At 51.9% G+C, this 22,079-nt stretch carries 23 protein-coding genes and 1 pseudogene; 20 read left to right on the top strand and 4 right to left on the bottom strand.

Annotated elements, in window-relative coordinates:
- Nucleotides 1-4: 4 nt before the first annotated feature.
- The gene (locus EBA_RS04205; RefSeq protein WP_192373497.1) at nucleotides 5-1,309 is read right to left on the bottom strand and encodes a M18 family aminopeptidase; all 1,305 of its coding nucleotides are present in this window, start codon (nucleotides 1,307-1,309) and stop codon (nucleotides 5-7) included.
- The gene (msrB, locus tag EBA_RS04210; RefSeq protein WP_192373498.1) at nucleotides 1,306-1,701 is read right to left on the bottom strand and encodes a peptide-methionine (R)-S-oxide reductase MsrB; all 396 of its coding nucleotides are present in this window, start codon (nucleotides 1,699-1,701) and stop codon (nucleotides 1,306-1,308) included. Before msrB ends, EBA_RS04205 begins: the two co-directional genes overlap by 4 nt.
- A 205-nt stretch (nucleotides 1,702-1,906) precedes the next feature.
- Here msrB and EBA_RS04215 point away from each other — a divergent pair, with 205 nt between their 5' ends.
- Together EBA_RS04215 and EBA_RS04220 are read left to right on the top strand one after the other, a co-directional pair.
- Complete coding sequence (locus EBA_RS04215; protein WP_192373499.1) at nucleotides 1,907-3,184, top strand: NAD(P)/FAD-dependent oxidoreductase; 1,278 nt, start codon at nucleotides 1,907-1,909, stop codon at nucleotides 3,182-3,184.
- A gap of 9 nt (nucleotides 3,185-3,193) precedes the next feature.
- Nucleotides 3,194-3,394, top strand: a pseudogene (locus tag EBA_RS04220) (YgaP family membrane protein).
- Between the two features lie 81 nt (nucleotides 3,395-3,475).
- Here the strand turns inward: EBA_RS04220 and EBA_RS04225 are convergent.
- Nucleotides 3,476-5,143 carry a methyl-accepting chemotaxis protein gene (locus EBA_RS04225; protein WP_192373500.1) on the bottom strand — a complete coding sequence of 556 codons (1,668 nt, stop codon included), beginning with the start codon at nucleotides 5,141-5,143 and terminating at the stop codon, nucleotides 3,476-3,478.
- Between the two features lie 576 nt (nucleotides 5,144-5,719).
- Here EBA_RS04225 and EBA_RS04230 point away from each other — a divergent pair.
- From EBA_RS04230 to EBA_RS04290, 13 genes are all read left to right on the top strand, one after another.
- On the top strand, nucleotides 5,720-5,974 hold the full coding sequence (locus EBA_RS04230; protein WP_192373501.1) for a hypothetical protein: 255 nt from the start codon (nucleotides 5,720-5,722) through the stop codon (nucleotides 5,972-5,974).
- A gap of 85 nt (nucleotides 5,975-6,059) precedes the next feature.
- Nucleotides 6,060-7,514, top strand: a complete 1,455-nt coding sequence (gene nifE / locus EBA_RS04235) for a nitrogenase iron-molybdenum cofactor biosynthesis protein NifE (protein ID WP_192373502.1) — start codon at nucleotides 6,060-6,062, stop codon at nucleotides 7,512-7,514.
- Between the two features lies 1 nt (nucleotide 7,515).
- Nucleotides 7,516-8,913 carry a nitrogenase iron-molybdenum cofactor biosynthesis protein NifN gene (nifN, locus tag EBA_RS04240; protein ID WP_192373503.1) on the top strand — a complete coding sequence of 466 codons (1,398 nt, stop codon included), beginning with the start codon at nucleotides 7,516-7,518 and terminating at the stop codon, nucleotides 8,911-8,913.
- 44 nt (nucleotides 8,914-8,957) lie between these two features.
- The gene (gene nifX / locus EBA_RS04245) at nucleotides 8,958-9,389 is read left to right on the top strand and encodes a nitrogen fixation protein NifX (protein ID WP_223146641.1); all 432 of its coding nucleotides are present in this window, start codon (nucleotides 8,958-8,960) and stop codon (nucleotides 9,387-9,389) included.
- Nucleotides 9,390-9,493: 104 nt separating this feature from the next.
- A complete protein-coding gene (locus EBA_RS04250; protein WP_192373505.1) occupies nucleotides 9,494-9,967 on the top strand; it encodes a NifX-associated nitrogen fixation protein in 474 nt (157 codons plus the stop codon).
- 8 nt (nucleotides 9,968-9,975) lie between these two features.
- Complete coding sequence (locus tag EBA_RS04255) at nucleotides 9,976-10,191, top strand: CCE_0567 family metalloprotein (protein ID WP_192373506.1); 216 nt, start codon at nucleotides 9,976-9,978, stop codon at nucleotides 10,189-10,191.
- A 9-nt stretch (nucleotides 10,192-10,200) separates the two neighbouring features.
- Nucleotides 10,201-10,512: a ferredoxin III, nif-specific gene (fdxB, locus tag EBA_RS04260; protein WP_192373507.1), complete on the top strand. Its 312-nt coding sequence runs from the start codon at nucleotides 10,201-10,203 to the stop codon at nucleotides 10,510-10,512.
- Nucleotides 10,513-10,730: 218 nt separating this feature from the next.
- The gene (locus tag EBA_RS04265) at nucleotides 10,731-11,054 is read left to right on the top strand and encodes a (2Fe-2S) ferredoxin domain-containing protein (RefSeq protein WP_192373508.1); all 324 of its coding nucleotides are present in this window, start codon (nucleotides 10,731-10,733) and stop codon (nucleotides 11,052-11,054) included.
- Between the two features lie 3 nt (nucleotides 11,055-11,057).
- Entirely contained in the window at nucleotides 11,058-11,564 is a 507-nt protein-coding gene (locus tag EBA_RS04270) for a hypothetical protein (RefSeq protein ID WP_192373509.1), read from the top strand.
- Complete coding sequence (locus tag EBA_RS04275; RefSeq protein WP_192373510.1) at nucleotides 11,561-11,941, top strand: hypothetical protein; 381 nt, start codon at nucleotides 11,561-11,563, stop codon at nucleotides 11,939-11,941. The genes EBA_RS04270 and EBA_RS04275 overlap by 4 nt, the downstream gene beginning before the upstream one ends.
- Before the next feature lie 9 nt (nucleotides 11,942-11,950).
- Nucleotides 11,951-12,913, top strand: a complete 963-nt coding sequence (locus tag EBA_RS04280) for a DUF364 domain-containing protein (RefSeq protein ID WP_192373511.1) — start codon at nucleotides 11,951-11,953, stop codon at nucleotides 12,911-12,913.
- Between the two features lie 3 nt (nucleotides 12,914-12,916).
- A complete protein-coding gene (locus EBA_RS04285) occupies nucleotides 12,917-13,369 on the top strand; it encodes a hypothetical protein (RefSeq protein ID WP_192373512.1) in 453 nt (150 codons plus the stop codon).
- 1 nt (nucleotide 13,370) lies between these two features.
- On the top strand, nucleotides 13,371-14,645 hold the full coding sequence (locus EBA_RS04290) for a (Fe-S)-binding protein (RefSeq protein WP_192373513.1): 1,275 nt from the start codon (nucleotides 13,371-13,373) through the stop codon (nucleotides 14,643-14,645).
- 957 nt (nucleotides 14,646-15,602) lie between these two features.
- Here EBA_RS04290 and EBA_RS04295 read toward each other — a convergent pair.
- The gene (locus EBA_RS04295; RefSeq protein WP_192373514.1) at nucleotides 15,603-15,968 is read right to left on the bottom strand and encodes a hypothetical protein; all 366 of its coding nucleotides are present in this window, start codon (nucleotides 15,966-15,968) and stop codon (nucleotides 15,603-15,605) included.
- 139 nt (nucleotides 15,969-16,107) lie between these two features.
- Between EBA_RS04295 and EBA_RS04300 the strand changes: the two genes are divergently transcribed.
- The 5 genes from EBA_RS04300 to EBA_RS04320 all read left to right on the top strand — a co-directional run bounded on the left by EBA_RS04300 (nucleotide 16,108) and on the right by EBA_RS04320 (nucleotide 21,643).
- Nucleotides 16,108-19,311, top strand: a complete 3,204-nt coding sequence (locus EBA_RS04300; protein WP_192373515.1) for an NACHT domain-containing protein — start codon at nucleotides 16,108-16,110, stop codon at nucleotides 19,309-19,311.
- Nucleotides 19,312-19,355: 44 nt separating this feature from the next.
- On the top strand, nucleotides 19,356-20,105 hold the full coding sequence (locus tag EBA_RS04305; protein WP_192372303.1) for an IS5 family transposase: 750 nt from the start codon (nucleotides 19,356-19,358) through the stop codon (nucleotides 20,103-20,105).
- An 85-nt stretch (nucleotides 20,106-20,190) separates the two neighbouring features.
- On the top strand, nucleotides 20,191-20,865 hold the full coding sequence (locus tag EBA_RS04310; RefSeq protein ID WP_192373516.1) for a hypothetical protein: 675 nt from the start codon (nucleotides 20,191-20,193) through the stop codon (nucleotides 20,863-20,865).
- A gap of 6 nt (nucleotides 20,866-20,871) precedes the next feature.
- Nucleotides 20,872-21,468: an AAA family ATPase gene (locus tag EBA_RS04315; RefSeq protein ID WP_229427824.1), complete on the top strand. Its 597-nt coding sequence runs from the start codon at nucleotides 20,872-20,874 to the stop codon at nucleotides 21,466-21,468.
- On the top strand, nucleotides 21,455-21,643 hold the full coding sequence (locus tag EBA_RS04320; RefSeq protein ID WP_192373517.1) for a hypothetical protein: 189 nt from the start codon (nucleotides 21,455-21,457) through the stop codon (nucleotides 21,641-21,643). Before EBA_RS04315 ends, EBA_RS04320 begins: the two co-directional genes overlap by 14 nt.
- Nucleotides 21,644-22,079 lie beyond the last annotated feature (436 nt).

The following is a 22,079-nucleotide window of genomic DNA, read 5'->3' on the forward strand; positions in this document are numbered from 1 at the left end:
AAAATTATCGGTTGCTGAAAAATCCCCGCAAGGCCCGAATCATATAGGCATGGTCGAGTACGCCAGCGCTTTCGCGAATGCTGTGCATGGCCCACATCGGCGAACCGACATCGACACTGCGGATACCCAATTTAGCCGAGGCTATCGGGCCTATGGTGCTGCCGCAGGGCAGGTCGCCATGATGCGCATATTTTTGATAAGGCACCTCGGCCTGCTGGCATATCTGCACAAACGTGGCTTCGGAAATGCATTCGGAGGCATAACGGTGGTTAACGTTTACCTTGATGACCGGCCCATGGTTGACGATGATTTTGTGGCCGGGTTCGTAGGCACCGGGAAAGTTGGGTTGATAGGCATGCGCCATATCGGCGCTGACCATAAAACTGTTGGCTAGCGAGCGCCTGTAGTCGTCAAGCTTATTGCCCATTGCATTAGAGATGCGCTCAAGCACATCGGGCAGAAAACTGCCGGCGGCGCCTTTACAGCTTTCACTGCCGATCTCCTCATGATCGAAAAACGCGCAGACCAAGGTGCTGTCGGCATCCAGGGTCGAGGCATCCAGCAATGCTGTGAGTCCGGCATGGCAGGATGCCAGATTGTCCAGTTGGCTATCGGCATAAAACTGTTGCTCGTCGCCCCAAAACGTACCTTTCTGGGTGTCGTAAGCATTGAGTTCCCAGCTTAAAATTCGGTCGGCAGCAATGCTCGTGGCTTGTTCCAGCAATTGGCGAAACCGGTCGGTGGGTAATTGCTGTTCGACACTGGCCGAGAATATCAGCGGTAACTCGCTTTGCTTTTTAAGTTTCAGGCCGTCTTCGTTGACACCCCGATTCATATGGATGGCCAGATTCGGCAGACGCAGTAGTGGTTCGGCGAAGCGTAGCAGTTGGCTGGCGATATTGCCGTCGCTATCCAGGTAGGCAATTCGGCCGGCCAGGCTCAGGTCGCGGTCGGCAAACGTGGCGAGAATTGGGCCGCCGTATACTTCCACAGCCAGACGCAGCAGTTTGTCCGAGTCGATCAGCGGTTGCGGTTTTACACGCAGACCCGGCGAATCGGTGTGTGCGCCGAGTATTTTGAAGCCGGTTTCCGCCAACGCCTGTTTGCCGATCACAAATGCGGCGATTGAAGAATCGTCGCGGATCACATAATAGCGGCCGCCGGCCGCTAACGACCACGAGTCGCTTTCCAAAATGCGTTGGAACTGGTATGCCTGCAAACCTTGCTCTATCGTCGCCACCGCATGCCAGGGGCTGGGGCTGGCGTCGATAAAATCCAGCAAATCTTGCACGTGTTTTTGCGCTGTCATGATTGTTTGTCCAGCGTCAGCGCCACGGAATTAATGCAGTAACGCAGGCCGGTCGGTTGCGGTCCGTCTTCGAATACATGGCCTAGATGGGCGCCGCAAGATTGGCAGGTCACTTCAACCCTGCGCATGCCATGGCTGTTGTCGGGATGCTGATCCAGGCTTTCCGGATTCAAAGGGTTCCAAAAGCTGGGCCAGCCGCACCCGGAATGGAATTTCTGTTCGGAGGTAAACAGGGCGTGACCGCAGCAAACGCAACGGTAGACGCCGGCTTCGTCGCAATCGGTATATTTGCCGGTAAAGGGTGGCTCGGTGCCTTTTTCCCGGCAGACATGAAATTGCTCGGGAGTTAGCTTCTCGCGCCAGGCTTGTTCGGTATCGTGTTGATCGGTCATCGTGATGTTCCGTAGTGGCTAGGAATAACCGGCATTGTACAGTCTGCCTCGGCATCAAAAGCAATCAAAAGCCAGGAATATTTCAGTTGATTATATCAGTGAGCTCTAATATTCTTGAGTCGCAAGGTTTCGAAGCTTATAACGACGGTATAAAAATAATAAATACTTCGATCGTGTTCATCTAAACAGCAGAGAGGGGAAGGTCATGGCTAGAATTGTAGTGTTAGGCGCGGGCATCGGTGGCGTGCCGATGGCGTACGAGTTGAAAGAGATTGTCGGCAAGGCGCATGAAGTAGTGGTGATTTCGGATTCGCCGACTTTCCACTTTGTGCCGTCCAACCCCTGGGTGCCGCCGAAATGGCGTAAACCGGAAGATTTAAAAATTGAGTTGGCGCCGGTGATGGCGAAAAAAGGCATCAACTTTATTCAAAAGGCGGCTACTAAAGTTGATCCGCTTAATAACAAAATTGATCTGGCCGATGGTTCATCGGTTGAATACGACTATCTGGTCATCGCTACCGGCCCACGTTTGGCTTTTGACGAAGTACCGGGTATGGGACCGCATGGCGGCTACACCTCGTCAGTTTGTCATGTTGATCATGCAGCGATTGCCGCGCAGGATTGGGAGAAGTTCATGGCAGATCCCGGTCCGATCGTGGTTGGTGCGGTGCAAGGTGCGTCTTGCTTTGGGCCTGCTTATGAATATTTGATGATTTTGGAAACCGAATTGCGTAAGCGTAAAATTCGCGACAAAGTGCCAATGACCTTTGTCACCTCGGAACCTTATATCGGCCATCTGGGCTTGGGCGGCGTCGGCGATACCAAAGGTTTGCTGGAAAGCGCATTGCGCGACAAAACCATCAAATGGATCACCAATGCCAAGGTCGATAAAATCGAACCGGGCATGATGTATGTGACTGAAGTCGATGACGACGGCAACGATAAGAAAAAGCACGAAGTACCGTTCAAACACTCGATGATGCTACCGGCCTTTACCGGTATCGACGCGGTGCGGCATTCCGGTGCAGAAGGTTTGACCAATCCGCGCGGGTTTGTGATAGTCGATCAGCATCAGCGTAATCCGACTTACAAAAACATTTATTCGGTGGGCGTCTGCGTGGCGCTACCGCCGGTGGAAAAAACCCCGGTACCGACCGGTACGCCGAAAACCGGTTACATGATTGAATCCATGGTTACCGCTACGGCCCACAACATACGTGACGAATTGGCCGGTAAACAGCCGTCCGATGTGCCCAGTTTAAGCGCCTTGTGCTTGGCCGATTTGGGCGATACCGGCGTAGCGTTTTTGGCCGTACCGCAAATTCCGCCTAGAAACACCACTTGGTCCAACCACGGCAAATGGGTGCATTTGGCTAAAATCGGTTTTGAGAAATACTTTATGCGCAAGGTCAGAAAAGGTATCAGCGAACCGTTCTACGAACGGATGATGTTGAAGCTGATGGGTGTAGTTCGTTTGAAATAGGAGATTGGTATGTCTATTGATCGCATGGTGATGGCGTTTGCCGGCTCGTTCATCCTGATCAGTCTGGCGTTGGCACATTGGCATTCGCCGAACTGGTTATAGTTCTCCGCCTTTGTGGGCGCCAATCTGTTGCAGGCGTCGTTCAGCGGTTTTTGTCCGCTGGCGATTATTTTGAAAAAGCTCGGCGTCAAATCGGGCTGCGCGTTTTAGGCGCCATTTATCAAGCGCTTGCTCGGGCTGAGCCGTTCACGTTTCAGCCCGCGTTTTCGCGACCGATGCCGATAATCTCAATCAGATCTTAAAACGTCCGACACGGCTTGCCAGGGTATGCGCAAGCTGATCAATTTGGCCGGCCAATGCGGCAACTTCATCGCCTCTGGCGGCGGTTACTCCCGCCAAGTCGTTGATTTTTACGGTCTTGCGGTTGATCTCGTCGCTGACGCAGCTTTGTTCCTCGGCGGCGGTGGCGATTTGCGCATTCATAGCGTTAATCAAACCTACCGCTTGCGTAATTTTATTCAGAGTATCGCCGGCGGACATTGCCCGCGTCACGCTGCTCTCGGCTTTGTTGCGCCCTTCGTTCATGACGTGTACAGCCCGGTTGGCTTGACTTTGCAGCGCTTCTATCATCGATTGAATTTCCTGCGCGGAGCCCTGGGTACGGGAAGCCAGCGTCCGTACCTCGTCGGCAACCACGGCAAAGCCGCGGCCTTGTTCGCCGGCACGCGCCGCCTCGATTGCCGCATTCAGTGCTAGTAGATTGGTTTGATCGGCAACGGCTTTGATCACCTCGAGAACCGAACCCACGTTGGCGCTTTCTTTTTCCAGGTCGTGCACCACGGCCGCAGCGTTTTGCACGGCCTTCGCCAAGTCGCTGATGGATGCGACCGTTTCGTTAACCGCGGTTTTTCCGACAGCGGCATCGCTGTCGGCGTTGCGGGCACTATCGGCGGCGTTGACCGCACTGCGCGCCACTTCGTGTACCGTCGCCGTCATTTCGTTCATCGCCGTGGCTACATGTTCGATTTCCTGACGTTGCTCGATAATGCACGAGCGGCCGCCTTCCGCCGCTTGACGCTGGCGTTCCGCGGCGCTGGCCAGAGAAACGCTGGTCTCTACGATGCTTTTTACCAAATCCTGTAGTTCGGCAACGAAACGGTTGAAAGCGGTGGCCATCCGGCCAATTTCGTCTTTGCCGGCCACTGGCAAACGCAAGGACAAATCGCCGCCACCTTTGGCGATATCCTCCAGATGTTTGATAAGTGCGTTAATCGGTGTGATAACGCTTCGCGGGGCTGACAAAATGACGACTAAGGCGATAAACAAGCCTGCCAAAGCAATGCCTGCATTCGCGAATTGACTTTGCCGGCTAAGCTTGGAAGCGGTTTCTTCGGCAAGATGCGCTTGCTTTTCGGTGAATTCGGTGAGTTCGTTAATCACACCGCGCATTTCGGCGAATTGGCCCTCCGCCGCGCCGAAACTGAGAGCAAGAGCCTGGGCTTTATCTTCCTGGTTGCCGGAGGCTTGCCGTGACACGATTTCACGACTGAGGGCTTCCCAGCGCGAGCGCGAATCGCGATATTTGCTTACTTGCCCGCCGATATTCGCCGCCATTACGTCATTGCGTTTGGCGATGTCGATAAACTTTTGAATACGTTCAGCCGACTGTTGCAGATTTTCTTCGATCTGAGCGATTTGTTTGCTCGCGAACTGTGGTGATGAATCGTTGTTACTGAGCAATAAGGTTCGTTCGGCCACCTGAACCTGATAGAGGTCTCGGTCTGCTTCCAATAGATTCTCGATACCCGGCAGGTAGGTTGTGCCCATGTCTTCGGTGGTTTGCCGGATTTGGGCTTGGCTGAGTAACGAGGTGCCGGCAATACTTAATATTACGGCTGACAACACCATGAGAGGGCCGGTCAATTTCCAGCGTAATGAGAGATCTGCTATCCAATTCATATAAATTCCTATTCGGACCAGGTGGGTAGAATGCGGCAACTATTCGGCGTCCAAGTGCCAGAAGTATTGATGCAAATCAGCGTATCTACAAGTTAAGGTGAATCTATTTTTCTTTTGGAATCGATCTTTGCGCTGGCTTGAATGATTTTCTACATAAAAATCTGCAAACGGAATAGGCCGGGAATTTACGAAAACGCAAGGTGCCGGACGCTGTCGCAAGGATGCCGTTGTCGGCCAGCAGTGGTAAGCAAATACACCGAACAAGAGCGCCAGCATTTTTCGGTAAAGCTGAAATGGGTCCCATCCGATTTCAGCGCGAAAAATTTGCTGGCAGTTTATGCCTTCGGCGGCCCCGATTCGTCCGCGTCACCTCGTTTCGACCCAACAGGGGGTCGAAACATCGGCTCTCGCATGACTTGACGCCGTGTCGCGATGCCTTGCAGGTTTTCTCCGCTTCGCTGCGAAAACCCGCCTGGCGCTACGGCTATCGGGGACTAAAAATCGTCACTTCGCTATCGCTCCGTTTCCAAGATTTTCAGCGGTGGAGATAATGATAAAGCCGGGACGCTGCCTCCCATGACCGGCTTCTCTGCGCTAAGCCGAATTACCGGCAAAACTTTCCCGCCGAACAGGATTTGCTGCAAAAACTTAGGCCGGGCCGATAGTTCAAAGCTTGCTGAAAATACGATTGTCGCTGGGGTTTGGGGGCGATCATATTCCGCTATTGGAAACATGATCGTTACTTGGGTGTTTGTACTTCGCTCAGAATTGCTGGTAATTGTAGTCATCATTCCCCGTCAAGCGGCTTTTGTCGTGTTTGCTACAATTTAAATTCAATAAAACCAGATAAAAATCAGTGTCTTATCAAATGGCACACCGGTTGCTTTGTCACTATCAAAAAGCGAGGTGTGATGCCATGAAATCGACCAAAGACATTGCGGAACTGCTGGATGAACCAGCTTGCGAGCATAACAAGAAGGAAAAGTCCGGCTGCGCTAAACCTAAGCCCGGCTCGGCCGCGGGCGGTTGCGCTTTTGATGGTGCACAGATTGCGCTATTACCGATCGCCGATGTCGCGCACATTGTGCACGGCCCTATCGCCTGTGCCGGTAGCTCTTGGGATAACCGCGGCACCCGGTCTTCCGGATCGCAACTCTACCGTATCGGGATGACCACGGATCTGACCGAACAAGACGTGGTGATGGGGCGCAGCGAAAAACGCCTGTTCCACGCCATTAAACAAGCTATCGAAACCTACAACCCGCCGGCAGTGTTTATTTACAACACTTGCGTACCGGCCTTGGTCGGCGACGACATCAACGCTACCTGCAAGTCCGCCGTCGAACGTTGGGGTGTGCCGGTCGTGCCTATCGATTGCGCCGGTTTCTACGGTACTAAAAATCTGGGTAACCGAATCGCCGGCGATGCGATGGTCAAGCACGTGATCGGTACCCGTGATCCCGATCCGCTACCGCTGGGTACGGAGCGGCCAGGGATTAAAGTTCACGACGTCAATCTGGTCGGCGAATACAACATCGCCGGCGAATTCTGGCACGTACTGCCCTTGCTGGACGAGATGGGCTTGCGGGTGCTTTGTACGCTATCCGGCGACGCGCGTTTCCGTGAAGTGCAAACCATGCATAAGGCCGAAGTCAACATGATGGTCTGCTCCAAAGCCATGGTCAACGTGGCTCGCAAGTTACAAGACAGTTACGGCACACCTTGGTTTGAAGGCAGTTTCTACGGTATTACCGATACTAGCCAGGCTTTGCGCGATTTCGCCAGAGTGATCAAAGATCCGGATTTAATCGAACGCACCGAAGCCATCATCGCCCGCGAAGAAAACCGCATCCGCGAAGCGCTTACGCCTTGGCGAGAACGCCTAAAAGGCAAACGGGTGCTGTTGTTTACCGGCGGCGTGAAAAGCTGGTCGGTGATCTCGGCGCTGCAGGATTTGGGCATGGTGGTGGTTGCCACCGGCACTAAAAAATCCACCGAAGAAGACAAAGCACGGATTCGCGAACTGATGGGCGAAGAGACCTTGATGATCGAAGACGGCAGCCCGAAAGCCTTGTTAAAAGTCGTCGCCGATTACAAAGCCGACATTTTGATCGCAGGTGGCCGGAATATGTACACCGCATTGAAAGCGCGTATCCCGTTCCTGGACATCAATCAAGAACGCGAATTCGGTTACGAAGGGTATCAAGGCATGCTGGAACTTGTCCGGCAATTGGCCTTGACCCTGGAAAGCCCCGTTTGGGAAGCAGTTAGAGCGACGCCGCCATGGCGCACCGGCGGTCTGAGAAAATCGGAAACGCTGGTTGCAGAAGCGCTAGTTGAACAAGAGCCTTTATCGGCTCAGGCGGCATAACATGGCTGAAATTGTCAAACGCAACAAAGCCCTGTCGGTCAACCCCTTAAAGGCCAGCCAGCCCACCGGCGGTTCTCTGGCGTGCTTGGGCTTTGATCGGGCTATCCCGATGCTGCACGGCTCGCAAGGTTGCACCGCGTTTGCCAAAGTGTTCTTCGTACGGCATTTTCGCGAGCCGATTCCCTTGCAAACCACCGCCATGGATCAGGCCAGCTCGGTTTTGGGTGCCGATGAAAACGTCATCGAAGGCATCAGATCCATCGCCGAAAAATCCAACCCGGCTTTGATTGCAGTCTTGACTACTGGTTTGGCGGAAACCCAAGGTTGCGACGTACACCGTAACGTCCGCGAGTTTCGCGAACGTTACCCGGAATACGATCATGTCGCGGTGGTGGCCGTTAACACCCCGGATTTTACCGGTTGTGTGGAAACAGGCTACGCGGCCACTATTTACGAAATCGTCAAGGCTTTGGTACCCGATGCGGCCAGCGCCGGCACTAAGCCGGGCAATCGCCAACGGCAAGTGAATTGTTTGGTCAGTCCGATGCTGACACCGGGCGATTTGGAAGCCTTGCGTGATCTAATCGAACAATTCAATTTACGCCCAGTGCTGGTGCCGGATTTATCCGACTCACTGGACGGCAGCCTCACCGACGACGACTTTTCGCCGGTGACTATCGGCGGTACGCCGGTGTCGGAATTGGCCACGCTGGGCGAAGCACGGGCCTCGCTGATCATAGGGGCCTCGTTGCGTAAATCCGGTGAACTGTTGCAGGAAAAAACCGGTGTACCTAGCCACTATTTCGATCATCTGTACGGTTTGCAAGCCAACGATGCCTTGATCGCCGCCTTGGCGGACATCAGCGAAATGCCGGTACCGCAAAAAATCGAACGGCAGCGCGCGCAGCTGCAAGACGCCATGCTGGATACCCATTTCATGCTCGGCCAGTTGCGGATTGCTATCGCCGCCGACCCGGATCAACTCAACGCATTGATCCATTTGGTGCAAGGCATGGGCGCGGAAGTGGTAACCGCGATCTGCGCCGGCAACACCCCGGTGCTGGCCACAGCGCCGGTGGATAGCATCAAAATCGGCGATTTGGAGGATTTGGAAGTGATGGCGAAAGAGCGCAAGGCGCAATTGCTGATCGGTAACTCGCATGCCGTGGCCAGTGCCGAACGCTTGGGGATACCCGTCCTGCGTATCGGCTTTCCGCTGTATGACATCATCGGCGGCTACCAAAAAACCTGGATTGGCTATAGGGGCACCCGGCAAACCTTGTTCGATCTGGCCAATCTGGTGATCAATTTTGCTCACGAAGAAATCGAGCCGTATTACTCGCCGTATGCACAAAAACCCGAATCAGAACGTCAAGCCGGCTCGTCGTCATGTCACTAACTCGTCGCATACACGTTTTGCATACCAACGATCAAAGGATGTCCATGGAAACTGCCATTAAAGTCGCTTTTGCCACCACCGACATGGTTTATGTGAATCAGCATTTCGGTTCCGCTAAATCGTTTGCGGTTTACGCGGTCGATCCGGAACAGTCGGAATTAATGGAAGCTGCTCAGTTCGGCGAGCTGGCGCAGGACGGCAACGAGGACAAATTGTCGGTGAAGATTCAATTGCTCGAAGGTTGCGCGGCCGTTTACTGCCTGGCCATCGGTGCCTCGGCGGTTAATCAAATCCTCGCGCAAGGCATTCAGCCTATGAAAGTCCAGGAAGGTAGCGCGATCAAGGATCTGATCTCGGATTTACAGGCCGAAATGAAAGCCGGTCCTTCCAGCTGGCTATCCAAAGCTATTAACCTACACAAGGGGCCGAATCCGGAGCGCTTTAACGCGATGGAAGAGGAAGGTTGGGATGAATAGCTCACCTGCGAAGAAGCCGTCGCGATAGCGGCACTAAACACGAATACCTTTCGGCGGCCAAAACTGTTTGCGCTGCTTAAACAAAAACCAATAGGAGAAACACCATGGCCCTACCCGCATTAGTCGTCGAAGCCGGCGACCCATACATGACCTCGGATATCGTTGTCGAGATGGTCAAACAACTACGCGCGCTTGATACGTACGACACCTATGAAGGCTGGTCTGACGAAAAAGTCATCGATCCCTTGGTCATGACCAAAGAACGCAAACGCGAAGTTCCGATTATCGGCGATCCTGATGAAATTACTTTGGCGCGGGTTAAAGCGTATTACAACTCCATCGCCTCGCTGATCGAGAAAAAAGGCGGCTTGATGGCCGTGCCGGTGATCAACATTACCCACGAAGGTTTTGGCCGGGCTTTGGTATTGGTTGGCAAATTGATTGTGGTGGATAAAGTGTTGCGCGATGTGCATCGCTTCGGTTTTCCCAGTCTGGAAGATCTGGCATCCAAAACCGATGCGACGATCGAAAAAGCCCTGGGCTTGATCACCACCTACAGAGAAGTAGCTGAAGCTTGAGGTGAGTTATGACCGACGAAGAACTCAAAAAACTGGAAAAAGAAGTAAAGAAAAATAAACGTATGGCCAATGAGGCAGCGTCGGTACTCCACGATTTGATCGAGGACAAACTGCCGGATGCCTATGGCGAACTGATGGGCATCGCGCAGGCAACTTATGATGCTTGCAAAGCCTGGGATGAAGCCAATAAGAAATTTTTGGCTGCCAGCAGCGAATCGGCTTAGGAGGCGAGTATGAGCGAATTTGTAACCGGTGTTACTTATGGCGGCACAGTTTGGACGCCTTCGTACGTTACCGATATTAACCAGCGTACCTGTATCGGCTGCGGCCGTTGTTTCAAGGTTTGTCCACGCGACGTATTCGACTTGGTGGAAAAAGACGAATCGCTTGCCGAAGCATTTGAGGACGACTACGGCGATTTTGAAGATGACGACAACACCATGGTGATGAGCCTGAAAAACGCGTCTGACTGTATCGGTTGCGAGGCGTGCTCCAAGGTTTGCCCTAAGGACTGTTTTACGCATCAGCATAAAGAAGCTGCTTAAACAGCTTTAGTAGTTTGGGTAGGGTGGGCACCGACGTGTGCCCACGCGGTCAGCGGTATATCTACATCTAAACTGATGGTGGATTTTACAGACCGGCTGTCGCGATATGTTTCTGCGGATAAGCAAAGAAATGTACCTTGCCTGTCGGTGCGAGAACACACATTCAAATACCTGTCGCGATAGCGACACCCATTTCATTTCAAAAAAGGAAAGCTATCATGCCGCGTCCCGATAAACACGTATTCGTTTGTACTCAAGCTCGTCCGCAAGGTCATCCGCGCGGCTCTTGTAGCGCCAGCGGCTGTGCCGAAGTGATGAATGAGTTTATGAACCAAATCCAGGCTCGGAATCTGTTCGAGAAAATTGGTTTAACTAACACCGGTTGCATGGGGCCTTGCATGCTCGGACCCAGCGTTTTGGTCTATCCGGAAGGCGTTATGTACGGTAAGGTGACCAAAGACGACGTGGCGACCATCATCGATCAACATTTGTTGGGCGGTACGCCGGTCGAGGCTTTGGTTGCGCCTGCCGAGGTTTGGTAAACCATGAGTCAGCTCGGCTTTTTTGAAGAGCGGGTTTTATTCAGTCCGGATGTGCCGGAAGAAGTGAATAAACTGCTACAGATGGCAGTGGCCGCCAGCCATGCCGACAGGCCCTTGGCGGAAAAGTATTTTAAACAGGCGCAAGCTTTGGATAGCACTTGTCTGCAAACCTATTTTGCTCTGTACAAATTCTATTTTTACCAAGGCCGTCTGCTGGAAGCCGAGTGCGAGGTGATGGCTGCGCTGGCCGAGGCCGCGCGTCAGGGCGGTTTTCCGGCTGACTATCGGCAGCTGGGACGAGAGCTGGGTCAGTGGGACATGTATGTCAGCGACATCACCTTGTTTTATCTGTATAGCTTAAAAGCTCTGGCGTTTATCAAGCTGCGGCGGCAACTGGACGCGGAAGCGCAATCGATTCTGGTACTGATGCGGGCACTCGATCCGGAAGACCGTTCCGGCGCGTCGGTGATCATGGATTTGGCCGCCGCGGTGATGGAGGATGCCGCATGACCGCTAGCAGCATCAGCGAACATGTCGAGGCCAAACGGGTTTTCGGCGAGACCGTTTGTCAACGCATTACAGAGAATATCGTCAAGCTGGGTTTCCCGTTGCAAACAGAACTTAGTTTGCCGAAATTCGATAGCGCCGAGTTCAGTTTAGTGACCGACCCGTTTACCCAAACTCAGGACCTGGTCGGTTACTGGTATAGCAGTAGTAAGCAGCGCATCGGCCAGATCAAATTTCATGGCGACGGCAGTTTTTATGCCGAATACGACGTTGTGCAGCCGCACCCAAGCAAAAAGCAATGGTTCGTCGAAGCAATCAATGCCTGGGGGCAGCAAGACAACATCAAAACCGAAGCAAAATTGCTGGACATCCCGCAATAAGGGGGGGCAATGGCTAACCCAAAACGTTTGTACGAACTGCTGCTGGATTATTGCAGTAGCGATGCCGTGGTGGACAACCTGATGATAGGCTTGGTGTGGACCGTGTGCCAATGCAAGGGCAAAGCGACCGCCGGCTTAGCGATGAGTCCCGGTCAAAGCACGCGCACCTTGCCGTGGTCCGGCACTTTGGGCGGCAAGCCGGTCACCGATCTGGCCGCCTGGATCACCGAATGGGAGCCCTACAAGGCCACAGTGGCGATGGCGGCGATCAATAGCTGCATCAATGCCCGGCCCTTGCCGGAATCGGTGGTGCTGGACAGTCACGACGAACACGCCAACCTGGCGGTGTTCGATTATTTTCTGCCGCAATTGCAAGGCAAAAATGTGGTGGTGATCGGCCGGTATCCGGGTATCGAGCGCTATCAAGACAAAATGCATTTAACTATTTTGGAACGGCAGCCGTCCGCTGCCGATTTGCCGGATTCGGCATGCGAGTTTTTGCTGCCGCAAGCCGACTGGGTGTTTCTGACTGCCAGCAGTATTCCGAATAAAACCTTTCCGCGTTTGGCAGAGCTATCCAGTCACGCTAAAACGGTATTGATGGGGCCGACGGTGCCCTGGCTGCCGCAGTTACACGAGTTCGGTATCGATTATCTGGCCGGCGTGGAAATTGTCGATCAGGAAGCCTTGTATCACACCGCTGCCCAAGGCGGTGGCGTGCGCATTTTTAACAACGGCTTACGCTATCGCGTCGCGGAACTGGCGCCGCAAAGCAGTATCAGCTGGTTGAAACAGCAAATCGCCGATTGTTTTACCGAACGGACCCAGCTCACCGAGGCGATGGAACAATGGTATCGCGATGGCAATAAGGCGCGCTTTCCGCATTACCCCTTGCTGGACCAGATCAACAGCCGGTTATCGCACCTGGATAGCAGTTTTAAATCGCTGTGGGACAACTATGCCGCTGGGTAGTGCATGAATATTGCAGTGCCGGAAGTGTTCGCAAGGCATAGATTGTTGTTGATGTACAAAGGCGATATCAGCGCCCTAACCATGTTTGCGCAACAGGCCGCCGGTAGCGTGTGCTTTCCGCAATCCTTGCCGCCGCTGTCCAGCGCTTTGGACGAAGATGCCACGGTTGAGGAAAGCAAAGTGGTCATACATCCGGCAACCCTGGTTAGCGCAATCAATCGGATGCTAGGGTTCGATAACGATTTACTGTATGTCGAAGCCGGTTACCAAGAATACGTCGATACCCCACGAGGGATCGTCACCGTTTACATGGCGCGTTTCAAACTATTGGATCCGCCGCATCGCTTGATGCAACCCCTGGGCTGTCACATGCGCACGTTACCGGAATTACGCGGCCGGCCACCGGCCGAGATGGAGTTGCTGCGCCGCGCTTACACGAAAATGATGGAGGGCTAACATGTTCGATATTATGGATTTTGGCAGTGGCGAGTTCACGGGTGATAGCAGCCCAGATATGCCCGTGCCTAGCGGTCCGTATATCCCGGAAGCCAGCGACTGCATGCGTTGTGGTATGTGCGTCAGTAGCTGCCCAACCTTCCGTTTATTCGAAATCGATGCGGAAACGCCCCGGCAACGGATCCGCACCATCAGTAAAGTATTGGTCGAGGATGCGCCGATCAGCGCCGAAGAACGCGCTCATCTGGACAACTGCCTACAGTGCCGGGCTTGCGAAACTGCCTGTCCCAGCAGGATGAGTTACGGCTCTTTGTTTGACCAAGCCAGAGCGAAATTACAGCAATCGAGTTCGCGGCCTTGGTTAGCCAAACTGGCTCTGTATTTTATCGAGCACAAACGCCGGCGGCGCATGTTGTTGCCCTTGTTGTCTTTGTATTTACGTTCCGGTTTACAAAAACCGCTAAGAGCCAGCGGCTTGCTGCGCAAATTAAAATTAGCTACTGCCGAAAGTTTACTTAACGAACCGGCCTTGGGCAGTTTGGCCGGGATTTATCCGGTCGGCAGGCGGCAGCGGCAGCGCGGACGAGTAGCCTTGTTTACCGGTTGTCTGGCCGAGCATTTCGACCGCGCCACCCAACGCGCCGCTATCAAATTACTCAATACCATAGGCTACGAAGTCGTGGTGCCGGAAGGCCAGGGCTGTTGCGGGGCGATTCATCAGCACAACGGCTGCTCCGCGCAAATCTTAAAAGATAAAAATATCGAAGCGTTTTACCAGCTGGAAGTGGAAGCGGTGATTTATGTCGCCAGCGGTTGCGGTGCCATGCTTACTGAATATCAAGGCGACGATAGCGAAACCGCCGGCTGGTTCGGCCGCAGCTTGCAAGACATCAACGAATTTTTATTGGCGCATTGGCCGGACACGCTGGAACCGGCGGCTTCCAATTTAAACGTCGCGGTACACGAGCCTTGCAGCCAGCGCAATGTGTTGAAAAACGGTCGCGCCGTTCACGAGCTGTTGCGGAAAATCCCCGGTTTGAACATCGAAGCCTTGCCGGACAATCAACTCTGCTGCGGTGCCGGCGGCAGCTATATGCTCAGCCACCCCGACAATGCTCAGCAACTGCGCAATGCCAAGCGCCAGGCCATTGAAGGCTCCGGTGCGGATGTGATGGTCAGCAGCAATTTCAGCTGCGCGTTTTACCTCAATGCCGAGCGCGCCGAGACTGCGCGGAAACTGGTGCACCCGATACGCTTGTTGGCGGATAGGGTGTAATTTAGTCCTTGGTCAAACTTTACATGCAATGGCCAAGTTAGAACCCTTATTGCCAAATAAGCTGTCATGACAAAAGGTGCGGTAATCGTACCCTTCGAAGCCAACATTCCTCCGGCTGCGCTATCGCTAATTGGCGCGAACTGTCCCGCCCTTTTGTGTTTAGAGCAATTGCTTTCTAATTTACAAACCTAACATTGCTTGCTCGAAGCCGGCGCATAGCGGCGGGCCCAGCTTCACTGTCGTTCAGCAACCGACCCCTCGCCCGTGATCGGTATTGATGGACGCCGAATCGCTAAGCGGCCAAGATCGAGCACAATTTCGGAATGATTTAGCTTGGAAGCCGAATGACCGAGATAATTTCTTGAACGATTCGGTCCAGAGCTCGAATGACCGAGATAATTTCTCGAATAATTCAGCCCTGAGCTCGGACGACCGAGATAATTTCTTGAACGATTCAGTTCAGAGCTCGAACGATCAAGTAATTTTCTGGAATCATCTAGTTCGAAACTCGAGTAATTTAGAAATTTTCTTGAACAATCAAGCTCAGAACGACATTGGCCGAGATATTTTCTCCATCGTTCTCTCTCCGAGCTGAATCATTGGAGCTCGACACTTAAATGATCGAGTCTGACTAGGTGCACCTGTTTGGCCCGCAGAATGGTGGATAAAATTGCCCAACCGACGTTTAACATCGGGTTTTAACCGGGGGCCGACAATTAGGTGTTAATCGACAATTAATTGCTAAGCTTGCTCTAGGGTCGAACGGCAAAACCGACCCGTTGCTGCCATTCAAGCTGGTCAGCCTTCTATGTCTGCCGTGATTCGTATAGTCGCCATTCAAATTTTGAAACGACAAAAATTAGGGCTATCGGCTTGGGTATTTTTTATCGCCAATAAATTATAAATTCGCCCAACGGCAACAGACGACCAAGTCCTCTCCAATTGCCAATTTAGTTCTCAATGCATCCGTATCTGATTTTGACTGCGTTCTGCACCGAAGTGGATTAATGATTCATTGGCCAGTCGTTTGGGATTCGAAATCGTGATCAGCACCAAACGGCTACGCCTATTCTGCTTTGTTCGCTTCGGCAACTGAATTGGTGGAGACAAATGACCGGCAGCGCTATGCACCACCAAGGGTGTAGAGGACTCAGAGACATAAATCTGCTCTTGCCACTGCCGAGAAAGCCGGTGATGAGGATGGCCGACGGGGACTTTTATCAATGACATAAATAGCGGTATGGTTTGGATAATTGAACGATGAATTTTAAACACACCAATTGCACAATGGTGTGCTTCAATAACACCGTTATTCAGTTTCATACGGTAATGTTGACACCGCAAACTGACAACATTCATTCGTTAGTTTAACGAACACGGGAGACAAGAGCAGCGCTACTCAAACGCGTGGCGCTACGTTTCATAAGTCTGGCGGCTGTTGTCGTCGGAAGTAATTCAAGTAATGCCAAAAATCATGGACTACGATTTATCCCGCCTCTCTACCCGCTCTTTCGAGCAACTGATTCAATCCTTGGCGCATTCGGTCGTCGGCCCCGGTATTGTTATTTTCGGCGACGGGCCGGACGGCGGGCGCGAAGCCACCTTCGAAGGAAACATAGCCTTTCCCAATAACGCCGAGCGTTGGCAGGGTTACGGCATTGTTCAGGCGAAATTCAAGCAGCGCCCGGAAGGTAGCGGAAAGGACGGCGATTGGGCGTTACAAGAACTCAAAGACGAACTCAAAAAATTCACCTCGGCTGAGAGCAAGCTTAAGAAACCCGAATATTACATTTTTGCCACCAACGTGGTGCTGACGCCGGTTGCCGAGGTAGGCGGCAAGGACAAGTTAACTCGTCATTTGGAGAGTCAAAAAGTAAAGTTAGGGCTTAAGGACTTTCGCATTTGGGATTACGACCAATTGCGGGTCATGTTGGATGGCTGCGCCGATGTGCGTACGACTTATACGGCCTGGATCACAGCAGGCGACGTGTTGGCGGAATTGATAAAGATGATGCAGCCGCAACGCCACAATTTTCGTGAGGTCATGACGGGCTACCTGCAAAAAGAGCTGTGCGCCGATCAATATGTCAATCTCAATCAAGCAGGGCACCAGCAGAAAGATCGCATTCTACTGGCGCAAGTCTTTGTCGATTTGCCGACCGGGGATCAGCTTCAACCTCATGGGGTTATTGCCGGTCTCTTGGAAATCGGATCGTGGAATTTAAGCCCCAAAGCCACGCCGCATGAAGCATTACTAAATTTAAGTTCCAGCGCGACGTTGCCTGGTCGCGTGGTGTTTATAGGCGGCCCCGGTCAAGGTAAGACCACCCTCAGCCAATTTCTGTGTCAACTTCACCGGGTTGCGCTGTTGGACGTGGAAGATCGGCAGCTGATTTCGCCGGAGGCTAGGACGGCGTCCGCGTTAATCGTCGACCAAATTGCCCATGAAGGTTTGGAATTGCCTAGCATGCCGAGATTTCCCGTTCGGATCGTACTGAATAGCTTTGCCGCCGATTTGGCCATCGGCAAAGCCACGTCTCTATTCGATTACCTGTTGCGACGTATCGCGCATCTGTCGGAAAGGACTTTAACAACGGACGATTTACGCGGTTGGCTGAAGGCTTATCCGTGGCTCATCGTCCTGGACGGGTTGGACGAAGTGCCGGTATCGTCGAATCGCGAGCAGGTCATTGACTCGGTGCAAAATTTTCTGATCGATGCCCAAGCTTGTAATGCCGACTTGCTATTAGTCGCCACCACCCGGCCCCAAGGGTACAACAACGATTTTTCTCCCGCTTATTACCGGCACTTCGAGTTGTTACCGTTGGCTGTGCCTCGGGCGCTGCATTACGCCGACCGCTTGCTGGAACAGCGCTGGGGCGGCGACCGCGACAAAATCGACACCTTAACGCAACGCTTGCAGCGCGCCGGTGCCGAAGAAGCCACCGCCCGCCTGATGCGTAGCCCTTTACAAGTCACCATCATGGCGATGCTGGTGGAAAATGTCGGCCAACCGCCGCGCGAACGCTGGCGCTTGTTCAACGACTACTATGACGTGATCTACAAACGCGAACAACAGCGCGACATCCCCGCCGCCGAGCTTTTGAATTCCTATAAAGCCGACATCGATGCAATTCACCAGCGCGTGGGATTGCGCTTGCAAACCATATCCGAACAGTCCGGCGGAACCGCTGCCCTATTGCCGCAAGCCGAGTTCGCCGAGCTGATAAAACAGCGGCTGGCGGGCGAAGGCCACGCCGGGGCAGATTGCGAACGCTTGCAAGCGGACATCGTCAACGCCTCGATCGATCGCTTGGTGTTTTTGGTGGCGCCGCAGGCGGATAAAGTGGGTTTTGAGATACGCTCACTACAGGAATTTATGGCGGCAGAGTGCTTGATGAACGGCAGCGATCAAGACGTCAGCCAACGCTTGCGTGCCATCGCGCCGGCGGCGCATTGGCGTAACGTGTTTCTATTCGCCGCCGGGCGTTGTTTTCACGAACGTCAACATTTACGCGATACCTTGTATACCCTGTGTTGCGAGCTGAACGAGGGCGAGGGAATTGATGGCGGTGAATTGGAAAAAGCCACCCTCGCTGGATCGAGATTGGCTTTAGAAATTCTTGAAGACGGTGCTTTAGTAAAAGCACCTGCCCAGCTAAAACTATTTGCGAAACTCGCGTTGCGTTTATTGGAATTGCCTCCTTGTGAGGCTAAAGTCCGTTTGGCAAACCAATATGTTGCTTCGTTAGAAGAATGTTTTAAATCTGCGATAAAAGAACGGATGGCAACTAGCGACATCGAGCGCCGTTTAGCTGCGTGGAGCGTGTTATTACATTTGGACTGTCAAAATATAATTTGGGCCAATGAATTGGCGAGAAACAACTGGCCCAGCAATGCCGAAGAATCAATTCAAATTATTAAATCTTTATCGGGAGTCAGCAAGGGTAACTGGTTGGCGGATAAGTATGCAATGGCTATTTTGAATACTTCGCCGTTACAATCCCACTACGGAAATGAAAAAGGTTGGGCAAGAGATTGTAGTGGCTTGATCCTTCACTCAAAGGATTGGGTGAATTTTTATGGGAAATTAGAAAAAATTGACGAAACAAAAATTTGTATTGAAGGGGTTGATGATGATCGTTTCGAGATGTCTTTTGTCCCTATTGTTGATAGTAAAGTCAGCGACCTGGATAAATCATTAAACAAAGTAGAAGCCAATAAGCAATGGAAGTGGCTAATACAGGCGTGGAGATTTTCATTGGGCTTGGGCTGCTCAAAATCACACTTAGCGGAGTTACTTCAAGAGTTTTTTGGCTGGACTTTAAACGAGCAAAAGTCAATTGGAAAAATGCAGAACATGCTTGCATGGCCTATTTCGGCTTGTATTTCAGCTGTTCATGCAACTGAGGAAAAAGCACAATTGATTACAGCTATAAAAAAAGGAAATTTAGGCGACAAAGAAGATTGGCTGTCTGCGCAAGTTCGTTGGGAGAATGCCGGGATAACCAAAGATGACCTGAAGTTTATTCCCGAAAGAAACCTTCCTTTCGACAACCAAATTGCCAAAATTGGCTATCCTTTCGACTTGCCTGGAGCAACTATAATTTATCAGGACTCTAGAGGCTGTTGCCGTTTTGGGATGATAGCCTTGAAATCGAACTGAATAGCCCAAATGCTTGAGTTTTTCAATCAACCTATACTCAAGCGATGCCACGACAGTTGTTTACGGATGAATACTGGAATAAATTCAAAGCCATCATGTTGAGCCTGGGGATTTATGACAAGCCTTCGCTACGACAAACGGTAGAGGGGATTTTTTATCGCTTGCGAGTAGGCTGCCCCTGGCGAGACTTGCCTATAACGTTTGGCAAATGGAATGCCGTGTATAAACGATTCAACGCGTGGTCGCTTCAGGAAAAATTGATGGGTATCTTTCGGGGACTGGTGGTGGAACCGGATTTGGAATGGGCATTTATCGACGGCAGTATTGTGAAGGCTCATCAACATAGTAGTGGCGCGGCCCATGAGCAGGAAACAGCCATTGGAAAATCCGTCGCGGGCAACACCACCAAAATCCATATGGCCGTTGATGCTTGCGGGCTGCCCATTCATTTCTCGGTGACGGGGGGCGAGGTGCACGACTGTAAAGAAGCGCCGGAATTGGTGGCTAAACTCCCTTTGGCTGCCCACATGATTGCTGATAAAGGCTATGACAGTGAGTCTTTACGTATTCAAATTCGAGACAAAGGGAGTGTGCCTATCATTCCTAGAAAACAGAACTCAACCATTGGGAATGACGAAATGGACTGGTGCCTCTACAAGTATCGCCACCTCGTTGAAAATGTATTTGCGCGACTGAAACATTTCAGAGCCATCGCGACGCGATATGACAAATTGAAACGCAATTTTGAAAGTGTCGTCGCTTTGGCCTGCGCTTTCATTTGGTTGCCCATGTAAAACGGCAACAGCCCCTAATTTTTTCACGATGCAACAGCTATATAATATTTGGAAGTCTTTGGAACCATCTAAGGCAAAAACTAATATGGCTGGCAATGTATTGTTCGCGTTATCTGTAATGGGAGGTAAAAATGAAGTAATGAAAGACATTAATATTAATGATATTTTTGAGTTAATTAACAATCACAACAGTAAATACTTTTCCTGGCACGTGCTTGGATCATTTCCAGAAACAGCCTGGTCTTTCGAGAGATTATATTCAGTTTTAGAGGCTTTAGAAAAAGATTCGTTCGTTTTTTATCGCGAGTACAAAACTGATAATAACTTTGTAGACAAGCTGGAACCTTTGCTGATTGCAAGCCCCAATAATGGCTGCTTGACAAGATTATTATCCATCGCCTGCTTAGTTGGACATAAAGCTAGTGTTGAGATTAAAGCCTTTCCAGGCAACTTTATTGATGAAAGATATCAATATTCTGCCTTGATTTTACGAATGTCACAGGCTGATTGGGATAAAAACGAAGCCATTCGATTAGCAGAAGCTATAATAAAACTAGCCGAATATCAAGACGAAGCAGTCGATTCCGCGTTAAAGGTTATTGCAGCACAAAATTTAACCGGTGGAGCGGTTGAACTGTTTTTGTATCGGCTTTTCGAAGGCTTGCCAGCCAACACAAGGGAACTCCGCCACGATGTCCTGCAAGCAATGCTGGAACAACAGCGGCATCGGCAAGCGCATGTTGCCGTTCTTCCGGTTTGACCGATAGTGTTTAGCGCCATACCTACTTGCTGGATCATCGCCGGCCCGAACGGCGCCGGAAAAACCACCTTCGCGCTGAACTTTCTACCAACGCTGGCGGGATGTCGGCGCTTCATCAACGCAGACTTGATTGCCGCCGGCCTGTCGCCACTGGCGCCGGAACGGCACTTGCTGGAAGCCAGCCGCTTGTTTTTACAGGAAATCGAGCGGGGTGTAAGCGCTCGCGAGAACTTTGCTTTCGAAACGACTTTGGCGGGCCGGAGTTATCTGAAACTGATACACCGATTGCGGGTGCAAGGCTGGCGAATCGAATTGATTTATCTGGCCTTGCCCAGCGCGGAAATGTCCAGATTGCGCGTTGCGGAGCGGGTCCGTCACGGCGGTCATAACATTCCATCCGAAGACATCGTTCGCCGCTTTCCGCGCAGTCTTTATAATTTGCTTTACGAATTCGCGCCCATTGTGGACTCCACCTCGTGTTATATGAATATCAGCGGCATTCCCGAGTTGGTGTTTGAGCAAAACAAGCATCAGCCTGTAAGAATTCATCACTTGGAATACTATAGCCACCTACTAACCCAGGCCAGTCATGCAAAACTCTGAAAATTTAACGCCCATACCGGACGCCTTCGCCATATTGGAATGCCTGCGCCAAACCGCCGCGCAAACCTTGGAACGCAAACGGCGCTTGGGGCATTATGCGGTGATTTGGCAGGATGGCGGACCAGTGTTGGTCGGCGATGACGCGCCTAAGCCCGCTGACGATTCGAGCTCGTAGTTTTTCTACTGGCTTTAGCCATCGCGCTGTTCAATTAACCGCCCAACCTCGACTCGATATCCTTACATCAAACGCCGGGCCATATCCGCTTTGCGGGCGATCATCTTCTCGGTTAATTTTGGAGGGAGGGCGGATAAGCGGAGCGTCATCCGCCGCCTTGGGATGCCTCTCGATACATGACACTATCGCTTATGCTTCCTACGACTGCGGATGATTATATGGTGGCAAATGAAAACAGTTAGAGGTCATTGAAATTGCTTCAGCATGAGGCAGTTCTTGGCTGAACGCAGTCCGCTGTCGTCTGACCAACTCGCCGCATCCCTTCTGGAATGCCCATTCCTGGATACCAATAACACCTTCCTCAGATTGCCCCTCATCCAAAGTTAAGCCGTTCCTAATATATTCTTAATTAAACCCTCAGGCTTCCTCTCATCTT

The organism is Methylomonas albis (assembly GCF_014850955.1).
Lineage (GTDB): Bacteria > Pseudomonadota > Gammaproteobacteria > Methylococcales > Methylomonadaceae > Methylomonas > Methylomonas albis.